The organism is Xanthomarina maritima (assembly GCF_008084905.1).
Classification (GTDB): domain Bacteria; phylum Bacteroidota; class Bacteroidia; order Flavobacteriales; family Flavobacteriaceae; genus Xanthomarina; species Xanthomarina maritima.
In genome coordinates, this window is record NZ_VSFC01000052.1 from 55,199 (window position 1) to 75,978 (window position 20,780).

Genomic DNA, 20,780 nt, shown 5'->3' on the forward strand with positions numbered 1-20,780 from the left:
TTGCACTTTAAACAACACAAAATAATTATGGTAGAACATACCCAAGCATCCAATAAGATTTCACTAGAACCTTATGGAATAAAAAATGCCAAAGTACAATATCAATTATCCCCAAAACAACTTCAAGAAATAACCATAGCTAAAGGACAAGGTGTAGAAGCATCTTCAGGAGCACTAGCCGTAAATACAGGAGAATTTACAGGAAGATCACCTAAAGATAGATTTATAGTAAAAGATAGTATTACTGAAGGTAGAGTTTGGTGGGGAAATATAAATATCCCTTTTGAGTCTGATAAATTTCAAAAATTATACGATAAAGTTGTAGGCTATTTATCAGAAAAAGAAGTGTTTGTAAGAGATTGTTATGCTTGTGCAGACGAAAAATATAAATTAAATATTCGTGTTATAAACGAATACCCTTGGAGTAATATGTTTGCTTCAAATATGTTTTTAAGGCCAACTGAAGCTGAGTTAAAAAACTTTACTCCAGAATGGACTATAGTTAATGCGCCAGGATTTATGGCAAATCCTGAAGTAGACGGAACTAGACAACATAACTTTGCCATTCTAGATTTTACAAGAAAAATAGCTTTAATAGGTGGAACTGGTTACACAGGAGAAATTAAAAAAGGTATATTCTCTGCTTTAAACTTTATTTTGCCAGTATTTAAAAACACTTTACCAATGCATTGTAGTGCTAATGTAGGTGAGAATGATGATACAGCTATTTTCTTTGGTCTTTCAGGTACAGGAAAAACTACCCTTTCTGCAGATCCAGAACGTAAATTAATTGGTGATGATGAACATGGCTGGACTAACGAAAACACCGTATTTAATTTTGAAGGTGGATGTTATGCAAAAGTGATAAATCTTTCAGAAGAAAACGAACCAGATATCTATCATGCTATTAAACCAGGAGCTATTCTTGAAAATGTGATCATGAATGATAAAGGTGAGGTTCAATTTGATGATACATCTATTACTCAGAATACCAGAGTAAGTTATCCTATAGAACACATAAATAATATTCAAGTACCATCAATAGGTAAAAATCCTAAAAATATATTCTTTTTAACTGCTGATGCTTTTGGAGTATTGCCTCCAATCTCAAGATTAACTCCAGGTCAGGCTGCCTATCATTTTATTTCAGGTTATACAGCAAAAGTAGCTGGTACTGAAGCAGGAATAGATGAGCCATTACCAAGTTTTTCTGCTTGTTTTGGAGCACCATTTATGCCTTTACATCCAACGAAGTATGCAGAAATGTTAAGTGCAAAGATGAAAGAAGCTGGAGTAAATGTTTGGTTAATCAATACAGGCTGGACAGGAGGCCCTTATGGAATTGGAAGTAGAATTAAACTAAAATATACAAGAGCTATGATTAGTGCAGCTCTTAATGGAGATTTAGATGAAGTAACTCCTGAAACATACAGAACACATTCTGTATTTGGATTAAAACAACCAAGAACTTGTCCAGGAGTACCTGATGAAGTTTTAAGTTCTAGAGCAACTTGGAATGATGATGATGGATATTATAAAGCAGCATATAAATTATCTGATTCTTTTAGAGAAAACTTCAAGAAATTTGAAGAATTTGCTAACGAAGAAATACTTGCTGGAGCACCTAATTTTAAAAAATAAATTAGATTAAAGTATATAAAGTCAGCTGTATAGCTGACTTTTTTTTTGGAAATGATTTTTTTATGCATTAGCTTTATAAATTACAATTATAATATATAATACTATGAAAAAAACTACTTATTTAATAGCAATTTGCTTTGCTTTTTGCTCTTTTGCTTATGCTCAATACACTCTAATTCCAGATCCAAATTTTGAGCAAGCATTAATTGATGATGGAATAGATTCTAATTTAACAATTGATGGACAGATTTTAACTTCTGAGGCTGCAGGTCATACTGGAGAATTAAATGTGGCTTATGAAAATATTTCAGATTTTTCTGGATTAGAAGCTTTTACATCTATTAATCAAATTAATGTAAATGGCAACTTAATGACTAGTGTTGACGTTTCTAACAGTCCAAATTTAACTCGTGTTCGAGCAAGAAGTTGTTCTAATTTATTGTCAATAAATGTGTCTGGCTTATTACTAGTTAATGAAATGGATTTTGGATCAGCAAGTTTAACAGCATTAGATGTCACATCTAATCCTTCCTTAGTAGATTTAGATGTTAGAAATTGTGATATTACAAGTTTAGATTTAAGCTTAAATCCGCTTATTAGTATTGTAGATGTTAAAAATAATGGATTAACCTTTTTAGATATGCGTAATGGTAATAATGCATCAACTTCATTTGTTGGTGATTTTAATCCAGGTTTGGAATGTATATATGTAGATGATTCAACAGATTCTCATTTGCTTACTTGGATTATTGATACTAATAGTAACTTTGTTGAATCTTTATCAGAATGTAACGCTTTAACTATAGATCAAGCTAATGGTATCTCTTTTAATATGTATCCTAATCCAGTTAACAATGAGCTTTATATCTCTACAAAATCTATTAATTCTGTTGTAAATGTCTATAACATTACAGGGAAAGTAGTCTTAACAAAAACATTAACTCAAGGTGAAAATTTAGTGGATGTTTCTAACTTAGCTTCTGGAGTTTATTTAGCTAGATTTGTTTCAGATAATAAAGTAGATACTAAAAAACTCATCATAAAGTAATAATTAATATTAATTGATTATAAATAAAAAGAGCAACTATTTAGTTGCTCTTTTTATATTTACTTATAAGAATTACTATTTCTTTTTATTAACTTCATTTATATATTTTTCCAAAGCCATTGTCATTGATGGAGTTTCAGGAGTAGGGGCAGCAATGTCTACTCTTAATCCTTTTTCTTCAGCAGCTTTAATAGTTGTATTGCCAAAAACAGCTATACGTGTTTCATTTTGTTTAAAATCTGGAAAGTTATAAAATAATGAATCGATTCCTGATGGACTAAAGAACACAAGAATGTCATAATAAACATCAGCAAGATCAGATAGATCACTAATTACAGTTTTATAAAAAATAGCTTTTTTCCAGTTTATATTTAAATCATTTAAAATTTCTGGTACTTCTGGTTTTAATTTATCTGTGGTTGGTAATAAGAAAGCTTCATCCTTATATTTTTTAATTAAAGGTGTTAATTCTGCGAAGTTTCTTTTTCCAACATAAATTTTACGCTTTCTATATACTACATATTTTTGAAGATAATATGCAACGGCTTCCGATTGGCAAAAGTATTTCATAGTATCCGGAACTTTAAAACGCATTTCATCGGCTACTCTAAAATAATGGTCAACTGCATTTCTGCTAGTTAATACAATTGCTGTATAATTTTTTAAATCTACTTTTTGAAGTCTAATTTCTTTAGCATCAACTCCCTCAACATGAATAAATGGTCTAAAGTCAATTTTAACTTTTTGTTTTTCTTGAAGATCAAAATAAGGCGAATTTTCAATTTTTGGTTCTGGCTGAGACACTAAAATTGTTTTCACTTTCATAGGCTAAAAATGTTTTAAACTTAATTTTCTATAATGACCTTGTATAAAATAATATAAGGTCCAATTTCAAGTGCGCAAAGATATAAAATAAAATAGAAAATCTCTCTTTTTATTAAATTTAGATTTGATTTAAAAGACGTTAGTAAGCCAATAGAATTAATGAAAAAGAGTATAATAATAATACTAAAAATTAGATACTTATTTGGAGTTATACTAAAAAGTAATATGATATTTATAGGAGTTAATATTAAACCTAGAAAATTCTTGTAACTAGTTTTCTGAAAAAGATATCGATCTATTAAGTTATCTATATTAAATAAGCTACCTATTAGTCTTTCTATTAAGACTTTAATTAAAATAAATATCCCTATTGCAATTACTAAATTAAAAATAAAACTTGGAGATACTTCTAATGGATCTACCAGAAAGTTGTAGCTAATAAAAATAAAAATAGAAACTGAAAATATTTGATTTAAAAATAATAGCCCATCAAATAAATCTAAAAATTTCTGATCTCTCGAAAAAACATTTAAATAGCTAGAATTAATTAATACTGAAGCAAAATGATTGAATCTTTTTTCAAATAATAATTTAGCTAATGCAATAAAGATTAGGCTAACTACTATTAAAATAATAAATAAATCATTTGAAGTTTCTGGACGTAACATGATGTAAAATTATCATAAAAAATATTACTTACTTAAATTTTTTTAAGGAATATTTAAAAAACAATCTCTTTTAAATAGTTTACATTTGTTAAAATTATTTGCTTTTAATGAAGGATGCCATTGTCATTATTCCAACCTATAATGAAATAGAAAATATTGAAGCTATTATAAGAGCTGTGTTTTCTCAAAATAAAGAATTTCATATTCTGGTTGTAGACGATAATTCTCCAGATTTAACAGCATTAAAAGTTAAAGAGCTACAACAGGAATTTAATAATAAATTGTTTTTGTTGCAACGACAAGCTAAAACTGGATTAGGTTCAGCTTATATAGATGCTTTTAAATGGTGTTTGAATAAAGATTATCAATATATCTTTGAAATGGATGCGGATTTTTCGCATAACCCAGAAGATTTAATTAAACTTTATAATGCATGTTTTATTGATAATGCAGATCTAGCTATTGGTTCTAGGTATATTAATGGAGTGAATGTTGTTAATTGGCCCATGAGTCGAATTTTACTATCTTATTTTGCTTCTAAATACGTTAGGTTTATTACCAGAATGAAAATTGAAGATACAACAGCTGGCTTTGTATGTTACCATAGAAAAGTTTTAAAAGCAATTAACTTAGATAAGATTGAATTTATAGGATATGCATTTCAAATTGAAATGAAATTTAAGGCCTATTTAAAAAAGTTTAAAATTGTAGAAATACCAGTTATTTTTACGGATAGAAAAAAAGGAAAATCAAAGATGAGTGGAGGTATCATATCTGAAGCAATATTTGGTGTTATTAAAATGAAGTTTAAGAGTTTTTTCAATAGAAATTAGGAAATGAGTACACTACTTATAAAGAATGCAAAAATTGTAAATGAAGGTAAAGTCTTTGAAGGAGATATTCTTATTGAAAACGATTTTTTAAAAGAGATATCCAGTTCCATAAGTGCAAAATCTTCTAATGTTAAAATAATTGATGCAGAAGGAAATTATGTAATACCTGGAGTTATTGATGACCAAGTTCATTTTAGAGAACCTGGATTAACGCATAAAGCCAATATTGAGTCTGAATCTAAAGCTGCTATTGCAGGAGGAATCACATCTTATATTGAAATGCCTAATACAAATCCGCAAACTACAACCATCGAGGCTTTAAACAATAAGTTTAAAATTGCTTCAGAATCATCTTATGCAAACTATTCGTTTATGTTTGGTGGTACTAACGATAATTTAGAGGAAATTTTAAAAGTTAATCCTAAAGAAGTAGCAGGATTAAAATTGTTTTTAGGTTCATCTACAGGAAATATGTTGGTTGATAACCCTCAAGTGTTAGAAAAAATATTTTCAAGTACAGACATGATTATTTCTGTTCATTGTGAAGATGAAGCTACCATTCAATCTAATCTTGAAATTTATAAAAAAGAATTTGGAGATGATATTCCTATAAAGTTACACCCTTATATTAGGAGTGAAAAAGCTTGTTATATCTCATCGTCAAAAGCTATAGAATTGGCTAAAAAAACAGGTGCAAGGTTGCACGTGTTTCATCTCTCAACTGGAATTGAAACAAAACTTTTTACAAATAAAATTCCTTTAAAGGATAAAAAAATTACATCTGAAGTTTGTATCCATCATTTATATTTTTCTGAGGAAGATTATGAAACTAAAGGCACCTTAATAAAATGGAATCCAGCAGTAAAAACAGAAAAAGATAGAGAAGAATTATGGAAAGCACTTCTTGATGGCAGAATAGATGTTTTAGCTACAGATCATGCACCACATACACTTGAAGAGAAAAAACAGATATATACAAAGGCGCCATCTGGTGGACCTTTAGTGCAACATGCATTGGTAGCTATGTTAGAAGCTTATCATAAAGAAAAAATTTCATTAGAAAAGATTGTTGAAAAAATGTGTCATAATCCAGCAATCTTATTTCAAATTGAAAAAAGAGGGTTTATTAGAGAAGGATATTTTGCAGACCTAGTTATTGTTAACCTTAATAAACCTTGGACTGTAAATAAACAAAATATATTATATAAATGTGGTTGGTCTCCGTTTGAAGGTACAGCATTTAAATCAAGAGTTACACATACTATTTTAAATGGACATGTGGTTTATGAAAACTCTAAAATTATCCCTAACAAACTTGGAAAGCGATTAACTTTTATTAGATGAAAAATAGTTTAACCTACATATTGTTAGTTTGTTTTTGTATTTCTTGTTCTGGAAATAAAAAAATCAAAAAGCCAGAAAACCTAATGTCAAAAAACCAAATGGTAAATGTGTTAATTGATATGTCTTTTTTAACATCTGCTAAAGGCATTAATAAAACAAAAATTGAGGAAAATGGAATTGTTCCAGAAAGTTATGTATACGCCAAACACAATATAGACAGTTTACAGTTTATAGAAAGTAATGCTTATTATACGTATAATTTAAAGGAATATCAGGACATTATTAATAGAGTAACTGACAGTTTAAATAAGTTAAGAGATGAATATAATGTCTTAGCTGAGGAAGATGAAAAAGAGAAAAAGAAACAAGATTCAATTAAAAGATCTAAACGTAAAAACAAAGGATTCTTATTAGACGATTCGCAAGCTTTAATGAATAAAGATTAATTATTTGTGTTCGTTTAAATAAATTTTAGACACCTCTTTGATACTTTTTTCTACAGGTTTAAATTTAAAATTTAATGTGCTTTTTATTTTATCATTACTGTAGATTGATTTAGATTCTAAGGTACTAGCTAATTGCTTGCTTAAACTTCTTCTTTTACCAGTCAATTTACAATATAACCAATCTAGTTTCCATCCAATACTTAATATTAATGGTCCAGCTTTTTTTGTTGGAGGTTTTACATGAAGAGAATTAGCGATACAATCAATAAAATATTTATAGGTCCAGTTTTCTGAAATAAGAATAAAACGTTGGTTTTTAATATTGCTTTCCATTAGCCTTGTCATACTATTTACGACGTCAAACACATCAACATAGCCAATAACTCCAGTTGTATAATGTGTTAGACCTTTAGCAACTTTTTTAAAAATGTTACCACTGCCATAACACCAAATACCAGGACCAATAATTACACCTGGATTAACAATTACTGAATTTAACCCTTCCTGAGTTCCACGCCAAACTTCTATTTCAGCACCATATTTTGTAATGCCATATATACCATTATCAGCTTCAGGATTCCAGTGCGTATCCTCGTCAATATCTTGATTATTATTTGTGGTTCCTATAGCTGCAATTGAACTAACATAACATAATTTTTTAATATTATTTGCTATACTTAGATTAACAATATTGGCAGTTCCTTCAATATTAGTTTTTCGTAATAAATGGTATTTATCTGGTTCTAAAGATACAAAAGCAGCACAATGATAAACATAAGTTACATCTTTAAAAGCTTCTGTTAGTAAAGGAATATCTAATATATCTGCTTGAACCCAATCAATTTTATTATATAGTTCGTCAGGATTTTCATTATAATAAGAAAATACTTTTTTAACAATAGACAGCTTTTTTTCATTCCTATAAATGGCTTTTACAGGTTTATTCCCTTTTGTAAGCTCATATAATAAATGAGATCCTACCAATCCAGTGCCTCCAGTAACTAATATCATGTAACTAAAATAAAGAATTATAAATAAAGAGAGAGTAATTATTCTTTGATTTTTATCTTTGCCCAAATTAATTTATAAATATAGGAAAATGACCAATACATTTGTTGAAGAACTACGCTGGAGAGGAATGCTACACGATATCATGCCAGGAACAGAAGAGCAGTTAAATAAAGAAATGACTACAGGTTATGTGGGATTTGATCCTACTTCAGATTCTTTACATATTGGAAGTTTGGTTCCTATCATATTATTAGTGCATCTTGAAAAAGCTGGCCACAAGCCTATTGCTTTAGTAGGTGGAGCAACTGGAATGATTGGAGACCCTTCAGGAAAGAGTGATGAACGTAATTTGCTAACAGAAGATATTTTAAATCATAATGTGGAAGGTATTAAAAATGTACTTTCTCGTTTTTTAAATTTTAATTCAAGAGAAACAAATGCGCCTATTTTAGTAAATAATTACGATTGGATGAAATCTTTCTCATTTATCGATTTTGCTAGAGAAGTAGGAAAACGAATTACTGTCAACTACATGATGGCTAAAGATTCTGTTAAAAAACGATTATCTGGAGAAGAAGGTAGTGTAGGAATGTCTTTTACTGAATTTACCTATCAATTAATTCAAGGTTACGATTTTTACCATTTACAGAAAAATTACAATTGCTTGTTGCAAATGGGAGGCAGTGATCAATGGGGAAATATTACAACTGGAACCGAATTAGTAAGACGTATGAATGTTGGAGAAGAAGTTAAAGCGTTTGCCATGACATGTCCTTTAATAACTAAAGCAGACGGTTCTAAATTTGGTAAAAGTGAAGGTGAAAATATCTGGTTAGATGCTGATAAAACTTCAGTTTATAAATTCTATCAGTTTTGGTTAAATACTAGCGATGAAGATGCTGAAAAGTATATAAAAATCTTTACTTTTTTAGATAAAGAAACAATTGATACTTTAATTGAAGAACATAAAAACATGCCTCATTTAAGGTTGTTGCAAAAACGGTTAGCTGAAGAAGTTACAACCTTTGTACATTCTAAAGAAGATTTTGAAAATGCTGAAAAAGCATCGAATATTCTTTTTAGTAAATCGTTTAAAGAAGATATAAAAACTTTAAATGAAGCTACCTTTTTAGATGTTTTTGAAGGTGTCCCTCAAGCAGAGATTTCTCAATCAGATTTTAATGAAGGTTTAGACATGATTGCTGCTTTAAATGCTAAAACTAACTTTTTAGCATCAAATAGTGAGGCAAGAAGAGCTTTGAGAGAAAATGCTGTTTCTGTAAATAAGGAGAAGGTTAATGAAAAATATCTGTTAACTTCAGAAGATTTAATAAATAATAAATATATTATTCTTAATAAAGGGAAGAAAAATACATACATTATTAAAGTAGTTTAAAAGTAAAACGCCTGATGCTATAAAATCAGGCGTTTTGTTTTAATAACTAACTAAAAACTATGTTCTCTTTTTCAGAGCAATTATGTAGTCGTATTATAAATAATAAACTTACAAAGCCATTAAATTACATCCTCGAATATCAGAATTATCAAACCTTCCAATTATTTCAAACGTACCATTGTTATTTACATGTCCTAAATCTTGAGTAGCAATAAACGAACAGGAATTGACATTTGCTAAGTCAATAATATTGATGCCTCCAGTTTTATTTTGATTTAATATAGTAAGTGCATCTTCAGTATCACGAGTAAAAACTTTCATTGTACTTGAGCAATCAAAAACACCATTTCCTTTAGAGTAAGCCTGACTTAATAATTCTGTCATTCCATATTCACTATGTATGTTACTCACCCCAAATCCATTTTTTAATTTAGTATGAAGCTCTTCTCTAATAAGTTCTTTTCTTCGACCCTTCATACCACCTGTTTCCATAACTATTGTATTATTTAATTGGAATTGATGGGCTTCTATTAGATCTAATAATGCAAATGATACTCCAATTAAGAGAACTTTTTCACCAGATTGATCCAATTGAATTACTGTATCATTTAATTCAGATAGGTTGTCTAAATAAAAACCACTTTTAGGTTTACCAGATTGTTTAATTAAAGAGTCAACCATATAAATTAATGAAGAGTCATCACGTTCCAAATAACTAGGTAATAAGGCCAAAATGGTATAATCTTCTATATTTCCATAAAACTGTTTAAATCCTTTATTAAAACTCGCTTCATAGATTTTTAGATTAGTAACATGGTGTTTGCTTGTAGTGTTCCCTGTTGTTCCTGAACTACTAAATGTTTTTTGGATACTATGTTTCGTGCTTAATATTTGATGTGATTTAAAAAACTGAATTGGAAGAAAAGGAATGTCCTTTATAACTTTTATATCACATGGATTTTTATAAAGTAAATCGCAAAAAGAACGATATACAGTATTGTGTTCAAACTGAAAATTGAATATATTTAAAGCTATTGCTTCAAACTCTTCTTCACTTCTAATATTAAAAATGTTTGATATATCTATCATATAAAATAAGTCACAACAAAAGTATATAAAATAAAAAAGCGTTACCAATTTTGATAACGCTTTTAAAATGTAATATTAGAAATGTTTATCTAACCACTAATTTTTTAGTAATTGTATTTCCATTTTGAGATAATTTCATAATGTAAACACCAGTATTTAGTGTCGAAACATTAAGTCTGTTATTGTTTACGGTATTATTTATTACTTGTTTTCCAAGGATATCGAATACAGCAACTTTTATAGCTTCATTAGATTTGCTTGTAATATTTACAAACCCAGATGTAACTGGATTTGGGTATACGTTTAAGCCATCTATATCATAAGAAGCAGTAGATAAAGTTAAAGGAGTAACTTGAGCCCAAGTTGTTCCAAGTCTTAATTCGTCTACATCCATAAATCCAGTTTCAGTAGTACTATCTTGTCTTAGAGCAAATTGATTAATACTAGAAACTGGGCCTCCATCCATTATTGTAATTGAGACAGCAGGTGCAGAACCTTCAAAATCAGTACTAGAAGGATTAATCCAAGCATTCATTAAACCAGTAGTTGTTTCATAACTCATAACTACAAAAACCTCATCATCAAGATCGTGAGTATCTGCGTTTATAATATCAGCAGAATTTGTATTATAACCTAATCCTACCTGGTATTGTGTAGCACCAGAAGGAACTACCCATAATCTACCATCAAAATTTCCTAAAAAGGCAAAGTATCCTCCATCAACATCTGAAACACTAGTTAAATCTGTAACTCTCATTATAAATGAAGCATAAACTGTTCCAGTAGTTATTGGAGCAAACATAATAGCAGTATCACTACCACCACCATCAAAACTAGCTTTATTCCCAGATGAAGCTGCAAGTCCAGAATAAGATAAATTTCCTGAAGTAATTAAAATTTCATCTGTAGATACAGAAACATTTTCCCAGTTAGGAGCATCAGAAAGATTTGAGCCATTTCCATAAGTAAATCCATCATATAAAGGTAAAACTAATTCAGGGTCACAATCTGGACTATTAATATTTCTTGTAAAGTTACAACCACTATTTCCAGGGTCTCCTGTAAATGTTACTACAAAATTTGTGTTTTCTACAACTCCAGTTATTGTAATAGTTCCAGAAGCAACACTTGAAGGATTATCTCCGCCAACTGTTCCATTTCCTTCTGTATCTATTGTATATGTAGAAGTGTTACCACCTGTAAAATCTATTGTAGTAGTGTAAGTGTCTGTAGATCCACCTGTAATAGCATCACAAGTAGTTGTTATAGTTCCAACTTGTAAATCGCAAGGTAAAGCTACAGAAAATGTAACAGTTGCATTTACTGCAGGAACAATAGGAGTATGCGAGTTATCAACCAATTGCATAAAAACTGTGTAAGATTGTCCATCTACAACAGGAATAGATATTGGATCTGTATCATACTTCATAGTAGTACTACCACCATTTAATGTCCAGTGAATATGACCATCTCCGGTTCCACCATTACTAGGTAATTCATCCACATCAAAATTTTGCACATCAATTGTAATATCAACGTTAGTAGTTCCAGAAGCAATAATAGCAGCATCAGCAGGAGAAACTATTGTTAAAACTGGGTCAGAAACACAACCTGTGTGCATGCCAAGTTCTGCCCAACCACTGTCTTGAGGACCAACTATCCACTCAGAGTCAGAAGCATCAGTGCCAAAAGAACCTAATTCAGTAGGGTTTGGATCGCAAATAGAACTTTTTCTAGTTAAAGTATGATCTACAGTCGCATTTGATACACCAGCAACTTCCCATCCTGATCCATCAACAACAGCTAAATCACCTAGCATATCAATAATAGTGTAAGTGCTAGCAGTTGCTCCAGCAAGAGTAAGAGCAAAAGCATCATCACCATTGCTTAAAAAAGTAAAAGTAACATCAGCCATTGCAAGAATAGTTGCATCTGCACTTGGGTGCGCAATAACGTAAACATCATTATTAGCTAACATTGTGCCAGGAGCAAATGTTAAAGTATCTGGAAAATCAAATTCGTTAACTACATTACATCCATTAGAACAAGAAGATAAAGAATATCCACTTAAATCAACAGGAGCTCCAGTTCCGTTATAAATTTCTAGAAACTTATTATTGCTAGAACCTTCGCCATACATACTAAAATATAAGTCTGAAGCTTGTCCAAACGTAAGTGAAGTAGCAATTAATGTAAATAATAAAAAGTAAATTTTTTTCATAATTGATTTATATATAAAATTAGGTTAACAAATATAAGGAGATTTTAGCTTTTTAACTAAAAAAGGATTTAATTAAATCCTTTTTTACAATTATATAACATTAATAGCCATTACTTAACAATTAGCTTCCTTGTTGCTGAAATGTTATTCTCTGTAATTTTTATAATATAAACTCCTGCTTTTAGTTTAGAAATATTCAATTCTCTTTGTGTAATTATAACTGTTTGAATATTCTTACCTAAAACATTAAAGATTTCAATTTTCTTTGGAGCATTATTTTTTGATGTTATATAAATTTTTCCTTGACTTACAGGATTAGGGTAAACTGACAAGTTTTCTATATCTGTATAATCATTTTCAATTAATTCTTGAGTCTGACAGAAACTTGAAAAGCTATATAGACACATTATAATAGTTAGAAATAATAAGTATTGTTTTTTCATTCAAATAGAATTTATATAAATTTAAGGAATATTGACAATAATTGTACCAAAAAAAGTGTTAAACATGAATTTTGAATTTTTCATGTTAACACATTGTAATTAACAGGTTACCTAAATGTTATTTGTCTTTTTTTAATCTAAAATCTTTGCTAATAATACTATATTTACGCTTTAAAAGTAATTTTTATATTAAATGAACGAAAAGGATATTAAAATTCTTCTAGTGGATGATGAACCAGATATTTTAGAAATTGTAGGTTACAATTTATCTAATGAAGGATATCAAGTTTTTACAGCCGAGAATGGAATTAAAGCTATTAAAAAAGCAAAAAAAGAAAAGCCTCAGCTAATTATTCTAGATGTAATGATGCCTGAAATGGATGGTATTGAAGCTTGTGAAAACATTAGAAGAATTCCTGAATTAAAAGATACTATTATTACTTTTCTAACAGCAAGAGGGGAAGATTATTCTCAAGTAGCTGGATTTGATGCAGGAGCTGATGATTATATTACTAAACCTATAAAACCTAAAGTATTAATAAGTAAAGTAAAAGCTTTATTACGAAGAATAAAAGACACAGAAATAGATGAATCTATTGTAAAAATTGGAAACCTAATTATTAATAGAGAAGAATATAAAATTACTTTAAAGAACGAAGAAATTATTTTGCCTAGAAAAGAATTCGAATTACTGTCTCTTTTAGCGTCTAAACCTGGAAAAGTTTTTAAAAGAGAAGAAATACTTGATAAAGTTTGGGGTAATGAAGTTGTAGTTGGTGGAAGAACTATTGATGTTCATATTAGAAAACTTCGTGAGAAAATTGGGGACGATTCTTTTAAAACCGTGAAAGGTGTTGGATATAAGTTTGTAGATTAATGCAAAAAATAAAAAAAACATACAAGTTTGCTATTAAAACAGCATTATACATCTCTATATCATTAACACTCCTATTGAGTGTTTTTTTATATGTTATTGAAATTCTTAATGCACATGTTCTGCTATTTGGAGTTTTATGTTACTTCATTTGTTTTTTCATAATACAATATCGAGTTGAACGCTTTATTTATAGACGAGTAAAAAAAATATACGACGATCTAACACTACTCGAATCAACCTCTTTAACTAAGCAGCCTATAACAACAGATATGGCTACGCTTACTAAGGAAATAGATAAATATGCAAAAGACAAAAAGCTTGAAATTGAAACCCTAAAAATTAGAGAAGAATATAGAAAAGAATTTATTGGTAATGTATCTCACGAATTAAAAACTCCACTATTTACAGTTCAAGGATATCTTTTAACTTTAATAGATGGAGCTATAAACGATAAAAAAATTAGAGATAAATATTTAAATAGAGCAAATAAAGGAGTTGAAAGACTAATCTATATTGTTAAGGATTTAGATATGATTACTAAATTTGAAGCAGGTGATTTAAGACTAAACTTCACTACGTTTGATATTGTAGAATTAATTAAAAGTGTGTTCGACCTTCTTGAAATGAAAGCAGCCAAGAAAAAAATTACTTTAACTTTTGATGCAAATTACAAAAAACCAATTTTAGTAAATGCTGATATGGAACGTATTCAGCAAGTTTTAACCAATTTAATAGTTAATTCAATTAAATATGGAAGAGAAAAAGGAACTACAGAAATTAGTATAGAGAACCTAATTAAAAATAAAGTCATTATTAGAATAACAGATAATGGCGAAGGTATTGCTGAAACAAATTTGGCTAGAGTTTTTGAAAGATTTTATAGAGTAGATAAAAGTGGTTCAAGAAAAGAAGGAGGTTCTGGCTTAGGCTTATCTATTGTCAAACATATTATAGAAGCTCACGACGAAAAAATATATATAGAAAGTGAATTAGATGTAGGAAGTGAATTTTCATTTAGCCTTGAAAAGGCTGAATAATTTTTTGTAATTTATTTCAAATTCAAAATCACTTAAACCAGTATATTCATTACATTTGTTAAGTTCGTTTAAATTAAAAGTGTCCTGACTGCAACTTGGAACTAACTTTAATTTATCTAATCTTTGAGCTAAATATTCTTGTTCAAATTGTCCAGGAGTAGGGATAAAAAATGCTTTTTTGTTCAATTTAGCTAAATCCATTATGGTAGTATAACCAGACCTTGAAATAATAAGTTGACTTTCATTTATAGATGTTTCTAATTGCTCCGAAGTCATATAATTATAAACAATAATATGGTTTATTTTTTCAACAGTTTGCTTTTCCTCAACAACACCTTTTACAAATAAAACAGTTCCAGAAAAGTGCATTAATTGCTCAAATAATTTTTTTTCAAGCATGGTTCTTTGTGGTTCAGGACCAGAAAGTAAAACCATAATCTTATTTTTAATAGCATAATCTTTTTTAGTAAACCTGCTTAAAGGGCCAATATATTTAGCTTTAATTACATGTGTATCCTTATGTCCTAATGCTCCACTTAAATTAGTTTCATCTTGAAGATCTGGAATCCAGCATTTATGAAATTTTTTCATAAATTTTTCATGTAGTTTCGTGCTTAACCAAGTAGTATTCCCACTTAATACATGCAATTGATGTGTTATAAAAACCGATGGCATATGTTTACTGTAAACACCAAACCTGTTATCTGATATAATTCCAGTAATATTATATTCTTTAACAATCTGTTTTACAGCTTCTTTTTCAGCTTTTATACTCTTAAATATTTTAGGTGAGTCTATAAGTAGTTTATATTTAAAACCAATTCTACTTTTAGAATATTTAATATTATAAGAAGGTAATTCTAGAGTAATAAGTTCAGGGAATTCTTTTTTAAGAAGTTCAAGAGCTACACCATCACTAGCAATAATTGGGTTAAAATTAAATTTAATTAAAGCATTAATAATAGGAATACACCTTGTGGCATGACCCAATCCCCAATTTAAAGGTGCAACTAAAATTCTATTAATCATATGGTTTATTATGGCGTGCCTTTTGCAAGCAAAAGTCAGGCTTTACGTTAAATTTTTTTAGATAAATCTAAAAAAGATATCACTTCAATCCTTCACGCAAATTTTTACTAAAAACAAAGATAAGCATAATACCACTTGCATATATTTCCTTAATTTTACCGAATTATATTTTAATTGTAAAATTAATTCGGTGGGAAGTAAAAATAAATTAAAACGCTTTAAAGAAAACGAAACCTTTACTAATGTGTTTCAACCAACAAGAGATCGGTTGGTAAATAATCAATACAGTTTAAAAGGAAATTGGAATGCCACTTTCTTTAAAAATAATAACCCTTTAGTTTTAGAGTTAGGCTGTGGTAAAGGCGAATATTCTGTTGCATTAGCTAAAAAATATCCAAATAAGAATTTTATAGGAATAGATATTAAAGGAGCAAGATTCTGGAGAGGAGCAAAAACTGCCATTGAGGAAAAATTACCAAATGTTGCTTTTTTAAGAACTCAAATCGAATTAATCGATTATGCTTTTGCTCAAGAAGAAGTAGATGAAATCTGGATTACATTTCCAGACCCTCAAATAAAATATAAACGTACAAAACATAGAATGACAAATTCTGAGTTTTTAAAAAGATACAAAACTATTTTAAAGCCAGATGGTGTTGTTAATTTAAAAACAGATAGCGAGTTTATGCATGGTTACACGCTTGGGTTGCTTCATGGCGAAGGACATGAAATACTTTATGCAAACCATAATGTGTATAAACAAGAAGGAAGTCCGGACGAAGTTACTAGTATTCAGACGTTTTATGAGAGTCAATATTTAGAACAAAACAAACCAATTACGTATATTCGGTTTAAAATAAAATAAAATTGAGTTTACCAGCCATCTTTTTAATAGCCATGCTTGTTGCATTTTTAGCTGCAGTGCCACCAGGACTGTTAAACATGACAGCTGCAAAAATAAGCCTAAAAGAAGGTTATGCTAGAGGTGTGATGTTTTCGGTTGGTGCAGCTCTGGTATTTTTATTCCAAACACTAATAGCCACTGTGTTTGCTAGATATTTAAGCAAACACCCAGATGTTATAGATATTTTGCAACAGGTAGCATTTGTTATTTTTGTTTTAATTACCATTTACTTCTTATTAATTGCTAAAAAACAGAGTAAACCAGATACAGAATTAGAATCTAAAAGCAAGCGAAGCCGTTTTTTTCAAGGCATGTTTTTGTCAAGTATTAATATGTTTCCAATTCCATTTCAAGCATATATGACTATTACTTTTGCTTCTTTTGGATGGTTAACGTTTGATGCGTCTGAAATTTCTACTTATGTGGCTGGTGCTGCAATGGGCTCTTTTGTAAATTTATATGTATATATTTTCTTTTTTGATAAGATAAAAAAGACCAAAGAAACCTCTCAAAAAAAGATGAATTTTCTTATTGGAATTATTACAGGAATTATTTCTATTATTACATTAATAAGCATTCTTAAAAAATATTATTGATCACTTCATGCAGCCAGAAACACTTAGTTTTTTTGATAAAGTATTTCAAGTAGCAAAACAAATACCTTACGGCCGTGTTACCAGTTATGGAGCTATAGCAAACTATCTTGGAGCAGTAAGAAGTGCTAGAATGGTTGGTTACGCCATGAATGGTTCGCATAATAAAGATGTACCTGCTCACCGAGTGGTAAACAGAAAAGGCTTGTTAACTGGGAAACATCATTTTGATGGCACTAAATTAATGCAGCAACTTTTGGAGAGTGAGGGTATTCAGGTTAAAGATAATCAAATTCAAGAGTTTGAAATTGTGTTTTGGGATCCTTCAAAAGAATTATAAATTTTAAAAATAACCCATCAATCATTTCAATTAATCTTCTTCAAATTCTAAACAATTCGCTGTATATTTGCTGTTTAGAATTAATCTTAATAAAAATCGAAAATACTCTCTATTCTCTAGATTTTATTTTCAATAGTTTTTCAAATAATGAAACTTAATAAACAAGACATATTAAAAGCTTTAGAATCCATTTCTGCTCCAGGAGAAGGGCAAAACATGGTAGAAAGTGGAGCAATTAAAAATGTAGTTACTTTTGCTGATGAAGTGATTGTAGATATTACCATAAACAACCCAAGTTTACAAGCTAAAAAGAAAACCGAAGTCGATATCATGAAAACCATTCATGATTTGGTTTATGAGAAAGCTAAAATTACAGTCAATGTAAAAGTAGAAGCAGCAACAGCAAAATCGAAAAATGAAATTAAAGGGAAAGCCATTCCTGGAATTCAAAATATTATAGCAGTAGCTTCAGGTAAAGGTGGAGTTGGGAAATCTACAGTAACATCCAATTTAGCTGTTACTTTAGCTAAAATGGGTTTCAAAGTAGGTGTTTTAGATGCTGATATTTATGGACCATCTGTGCCAATTATGTTTCAAGTTGAAAATGAGAAGCCTTTAGCTGTAAATATTGATGGTAAATCTAAAATGAAACCAATTGAAAGTTATGGTGTAAAGATATTATCAATAGGCTTCTTTACAAAACCAGATCAAGCAGTTGTATGGAGAGGTCCAATGGCTGCAAAAGCATTAAATCAAATGATTTTCGATGCACATTGGGGAGAATTAGATTTTATGCTTATAGATTTGCCGCCAGGAACAGGAGATATCCATTTAAGTATCATGCAATCTTTACCAATTACAGGAGCTGTTGTGGTTAGTACACCTCAAAATGTGGCTCTATCAGATGCTAAAAAAGGCGTTGCCATGTTCCAGCAAGCGAGCATCAACGTTCCAGTTTTAGGAATCATCGAAAACATGGCATATTTTACACCAGAAGAATTACCAAATAATAAATATTATATCTTTGGAAAAGAAGGAGCTAAACATTTAGCTGAAGATTTAAAAGTGCCATTTTTAGGAGATATTCCATTGGTACAAAGTATTCGTGAGGCTGGAGATGTTGGTCGTCCAGCAGCTTTACAAACGGCAACTCCTTTAGAGGAAGCTTTTGAGAAGTTAACACAAAATGTGGTTCAAGAAGTGGTAAATAGAAATACAGCATTACCTCCAACTGAAGCAATAAAAATTACAACTATGGCTGGTTGTTCAGCAGTTAAAAAATAGGTTATGACTACAGAAGAATTAAAAATAAATATTGAAAAAGCGCTAGACGAAATTCGTCCGTTTTTACAAAGCGATGGTGGCGATATTTCATTGTTGTCAATTGAAGATGATAAACTTGTAAAAGTACAACTCCAAGGAGCTTGTGTAGGTTGTTCTGTAAATCAAATGACATTAAAGTCTGGTGTAGAGATGACTATAAAAAAATATGCACCACAAATCGAACAAGTTATTAATATTGAAGCTTAATGTGACTTTTGTCACATTATATTAATAAAGTAAATAATAACTTTGTCTCTTGATATTTACAATTCATGATTAAAACAGATATTCTTATTATTGGAGCTGGTCCAACTGGCTTATTTACCGTTTTCGAAGCCGGATTATTAAAATTAAAATGCCATCTTATTGATGCTTTGCCTCAGGCAGGAGGCCAATGTTCAGAAATTTACCCTAAAAAACCTATTTATGATATTCCTGCATATCCAGAAATTCTTGCAGGAGATTTAACCGAAAAATTACTAGAGCAATGTAAGCAGTTCGAACCAGGATTTACACTTGGAGAAAGAGCAGAAACGATTGAGAAACAAGAAGACGGTTCATTTATTGTAACAACAAATAGAGGCACAAAACATCAAGCTCCAGTAGTAGCAATTGCAGGTGGTTTAGGCAGTTTTGAGCCTAGAAAACCTTTAATCGATAATATTTTAAGCTTTGAAGATAAAGGCGTTGAGTATATAATTAAAAATCCAGAAATTTATAGAAACAAACGTGTTGTAATAGCAGGTGGTGGAGATTCTGCATTAGATTGGAGTATCTTTTTAAGTGATGTTGCTAAAGAAGTAACTTTAATTCATAGAAGAAACGAATTTCGTGGGCATTTAGATTCTGTTGAAAAAGTTCAAGAATTAAAAAATAAAGGAAAAATAAATTTAGTAACTCCAGCTGAGGTAATGAATATAGTTGGTCATCATAAAGTTGAAGCAGTTGTAGTTTCGCAATCGCAACACATTGAAAAAGAATTCGAAATTGAATGCGATCATTTTATTCCTCTTTTCGGTTTGTCACCAAAACTTGGACCTATAGCAAATTGGGGACTGGAAATTGAAAAGAATGCCATTAAAGTAAATAATGCTTTAGATTATCAAACCAATATACCAGGTATTTTCGCCATTGGTGATGTGAATACTTATCCAGGCAAATTAAAATTGATTTTATGTGGTTTTCATGAAGCTACTTTGATGTGTCAGGCAGCTTATCAAATTATTAATCCTGGAAAAAAATATGTCTTAAAATATACAACTGTTAGTGGCATAGATGGTTTTGATGGAACACGAAAAGAAGCGCCAAAAGCTGTTGTAAAAGCAATTGAATAGTGGAACAACAAGATGTAAACATAAAAATAACTGATAGAGATGGTGTAACCCATGAAATTGTTGCACCAACAGATATGGCAATGAATTTAATGGAGGTTGTTCGATCTTACGAGCTAGCTCCAGATGGTACCATTGGCATTTGTGGTGGAATGGCTATGTGTGCTTCCTGTCAATGTTATGTGTTATCAAAACATGAACTTCCAGAAATGCAAGATGATGAAGAAGCTATGTTATCAGAAGCATTCTATGTAAAAGATAATTCTCGCTTAGGATGTCAAATTCAAATCACTCCAGAAATGGAAGGTTTGGAAGTAGAATTGGCTCCAGAATCATAATAAATTACTGTGAAGACAGGAATATCATATTTCATTAGAAAAG

At 29.9% G+C, this 20,780-nt stretch carries 22 protein-coding genes; 15 read left to right on the forward strand and 7 right to left on the reverse strand.

From position 1 onward, the window contains the following. Window positions 1-27 precede the first annotated feature (27 nt). Window positions 28-1,641 carry a phosphoenolpyruvate carboxykinase (ATP) gene (gene pckA, locus FVF61_RS10105; RefSeq protein WP_148455932.1) on the forward strand — a complete coding sequence of 538 codons (1,614 nt, stop codon included), beginning with the start codon at window positions 28-30 and terminating at the stop codon, window positions 1,639-1,641. Window positions 1,642-1,744: 103 nt separating this feature from the next. Then, window positions 1,745-2,689: a T9SS type A sorting domain-containing protein gene (locus FVF61_RS10110; protein WP_148455934.1), complete on the forward strand. Its 945-nt coding sequence runs from the start codon at window positions 1,745-1,747 to the stop codon at window positions 2,687-2,689. A gap of 75 nt (window positions 2,690-2,764) precedes the next feature. On the opposite strand, the gene FVF61_RS10115 is transcribed toward FVF61_RS10110, so the two are convergent. Then, complete coding sequence (locus FVF61_RS10115) at window positions 2,765-3,514, reverse strand: uroporphyrinogen-III synthase (RefSeq protein WP_148455936.1); 750 nt, start codon at window positions 3,512-3,514, stop codon at window positions 2,765-2,767. Window positions 3,515-3,534: 20 nt separating this feature from the next. Beyond that, entirely contained in the window at window positions 3,535-4,182 is a 648-nt protein-coding gene (locus FVF61_RS10120) for a DUF4271 domain-containing protein (RefSeq protein WP_148455938.1), read from the reverse strand. Window positions 4,183-4,289: 107 nt separating this feature from the next. On the opposite strand from FVF61_RS10120, the gene FVF61_RS10125 reads away from it, so the two are divergent. From FVF61_RS10125 to FVF61_RS10135, 3 genes are all read left to right on the forward strand, one after another. Continuing rightward, window positions 4,290-5,015, forward strand: coding sequence for a polyprenol monophosphomannose synthase (locus tag FVF61_RS10125; protein ID WP_148455940.1), 726 nt, complete (start codon window positions 4,290-4,292; stop codon window positions 5,013-5,015). Window positions 5,016-5,018: 3 nt separating this feature from the next. Beyond that, window positions 5,019-6,359, forward strand: coding sequence for a dihydroorotase (locus FVF61_RS10130; RefSeq protein WP_148455942.1), 1,341 nt, complete (start codon window positions 5,019-5,021; stop codon window positions 6,357-6,359). 83 nt (window positions 6,360-6,442) lie between these two features. Next, window positions 6,443-6,805, forward strand: coding sequence for a DUF4296 domain-containing protein (locus tag FVF61_RS10135; protein WP_158635207.1), 363 nt, complete (start codon window positions 6,443-6,445; stop codon window positions 6,803-6,805). On the opposite strand, the gene FVF61_RS10140 is transcribed toward FVF61_RS10135, so the two are convergent. Further along, on the reverse strand, window positions 6,806-7,816 hold the full coding sequence (locus FVF61_RS10140) for an NAD-dependent epimerase/dehydratase family protein (RefSeq protein WP_148455946.1): 1,011 nt from the start codon (window positions 7,814-7,816) through the stop codon (window positions 6,806-6,808). It lies immediately after the preceding gene. Between the two features lie 88 nt (window positions 7,817-7,904). Here FVF61_RS10140 and tyrS point away from each other — a divergent pair, with 88 nt between their 5' ends. Next, entirely contained in the window at window positions 7,905-9,212 is a 1,308-nt protein-coding gene (gene tyrS, locus FVF61_RS10145) for a tyrosine--tRNA ligase (protein WP_148455948.1), read from the forward strand. A 108-nt stretch (window positions 9,213-9,320) separates the two neighbouring features. On the opposite strand, the gene FVF61_RS10150 is transcribed toward tyrS, so the two are convergent. The 3 genes from FVF61_RS10150 to FVF61_RS10160 all read right to left on the reverse strand — a co-directional run bounded on the left by FVF61_RS10150 (window position 9,321) and on the right by FVF61_RS10160 (window position 12,965). Next, window positions 9,321-10,301, reverse strand: a complete 981-nt coding sequence (locus FVF61_RS10150) for a LuxE/PaaK family acyltransferase (RefSeq protein WP_148455949.1) — start codon at window positions 10,299-10,301, stop codon at window positions 9,321-9,323. A gap of 85 nt (window positions 10,302-10,386) precedes the next feature. Continuing rightward, on the reverse strand, window positions 10,387-12,522 hold the full coding sequence (locus FVF61_RS10155) for a T9SS type A sorting domain-containing protein (RefSeq protein ID WP_148455951.1): 2,136 nt from the start codon (window positions 12,520-12,522) through the stop codon (window positions 10,387-10,389). 110 nt (window positions 12,523-12,632) lie between these two features. Beyond that, window positions 12,633-12,965: a T9SS type A sorting domain-containing protein gene (locus FVF61_RS10160; RefSeq protein WP_148455953.1), complete on the reverse strand. Its 333-nt coding sequence runs from the start codon at window positions 12,963-12,965 to the stop codon at window positions 12,633-12,635. 193 nt (window positions 12,966-13,158) lie between these two features. Between FVF61_RS10160 and FVF61_RS10165 the strand changes: the two genes are divergently transcribed. Beyond that, entirely contained in the window at window positions 13,159-13,842 is a 684-nt protein-coding gene (locus FVF61_RS10165; RefSeq protein ID WP_148455955.1) for a response regulator, read from the forward strand. Beyond that, window positions 13,842-14,879 carry a sensor histidine kinase gene (locus tag FVF61_RS10170; RefSeq protein WP_148455957.1) on the forward strand — a complete coding sequence of 346 codons (1,038 nt, stop codon included), beginning with the start codon at window positions 13,842-13,844 and terminating at the stop codon, window positions 14,877-14,879. Before FVF61_RS10165 ends, FVF61_RS10170 begins: the two co-directional genes overlap by 1 nt. On the opposite strand, the gene FVF61_RS10175 is transcribed toward FVF61_RS10170, so the two are convergent. Further along, window positions 14,853-15,908, reverse strand: coding sequence for a glycosyltransferase (locus tag FVF61_RS10175; protein WP_148455959.1), 1,056 nt, complete (start codon window positions 15,906-15,908; stop codon window positions 14,853-14,855). The genes FVF61_RS10170 and FVF61_RS10175 overlap by 27 nt on opposite strands. Window positions 15,909-16,098: 190 nt before the next feature. On the opposite strand from FVF61_RS10175, the gene trmB reads away from it, so the two are divergent. The 7 genes from trmB to FVF61_RS10210 all read left to right on the forward strand — a co-directional run bounded on the left by trmB (window position 16,099) and on the right by FVF61_RS10210 (window position 20,737). Then, entirely contained in the window at window positions 16,099-16,773 is a 675-nt protein-coding gene (trmB, locus tag FVF61_RS10180; RefSeq protein WP_148455961.1) for a tRNA (guanosine(46)-N7)-methyltransferase TrmB, read from the forward strand. Window positions 16,774-16,775: 2 nt separating this feature from the next. Then, a complete protein-coding gene (locus FVF61_RS10185; RefSeq protein ID WP_148455963.1) occupies window positions 16,776-17,408 on the forward strand; it encodes a LysE family transporter in 633 nt (210 codons plus the stop codon). 7 nt (window positions 17,409-17,415) lie between these two features. Continuing rightward, a complete protein-coding gene (locus tag FVF61_RS10190) occupies window positions 17,416-17,745 on the forward strand; it encodes an MGMT family protein (RefSeq protein ID WP_148455965.1) in 330 nt (109 codons plus the stop codon). Between the two features lie 147 nt (window positions 17,746-17,892). Continuing rightward, window positions 17,893-19,029, forward strand: a complete 1,137-nt coding sequence (locus tag FVF61_RS10195) for an Mrp/NBP35 family ATP-binding protein (RefSeq protein ID WP_148455968.1) — start codon at window positions 17,893-17,895, stop codon at window positions 19,027-19,029. Window positions 19,030-19,032: 3 nt separating this feature from the next. Then, window positions 19,033-19,275 carry a NifU family protein gene (locus FVF61_RS10200; RefSeq protein ID WP_109681998.1) on the forward strand — a complete coding sequence of 81 codons (243 nt, stop codon included), beginning with the start codon at window positions 19,033-19,035 and terminating at the stop codon, window positions 19,273-19,275. 65 nt (window positions 19,276-19,340) lie between these two features. Further along, entirely contained in the window at window positions 19,341-20,402 is a 1,062-nt protein-coding gene (locus FVF61_RS10205; protein WP_148455971.1) for an NAD(P)/FAD-dependent oxidoreductase, read from the forward strand. After that, the gene (locus tag FVF61_RS10210) at window positions 20,402-20,737 is read left to right on the forward strand and encodes a 2Fe-2S iron-sulfur cluster-binding family protein (protein ID WP_148455974.1); all 336 of its coding nucleotides are present in this window, start codon (window positions 20,402-20,404) and stop codon (window positions 20,735-20,737) included. The genes FVF61_RS10205 and FVF61_RS10210 overlap by 1 nt, the downstream gene beginning before the upstream one ends. Window positions 20,738-20,780 lie beyond the last annotated feature (43 nt).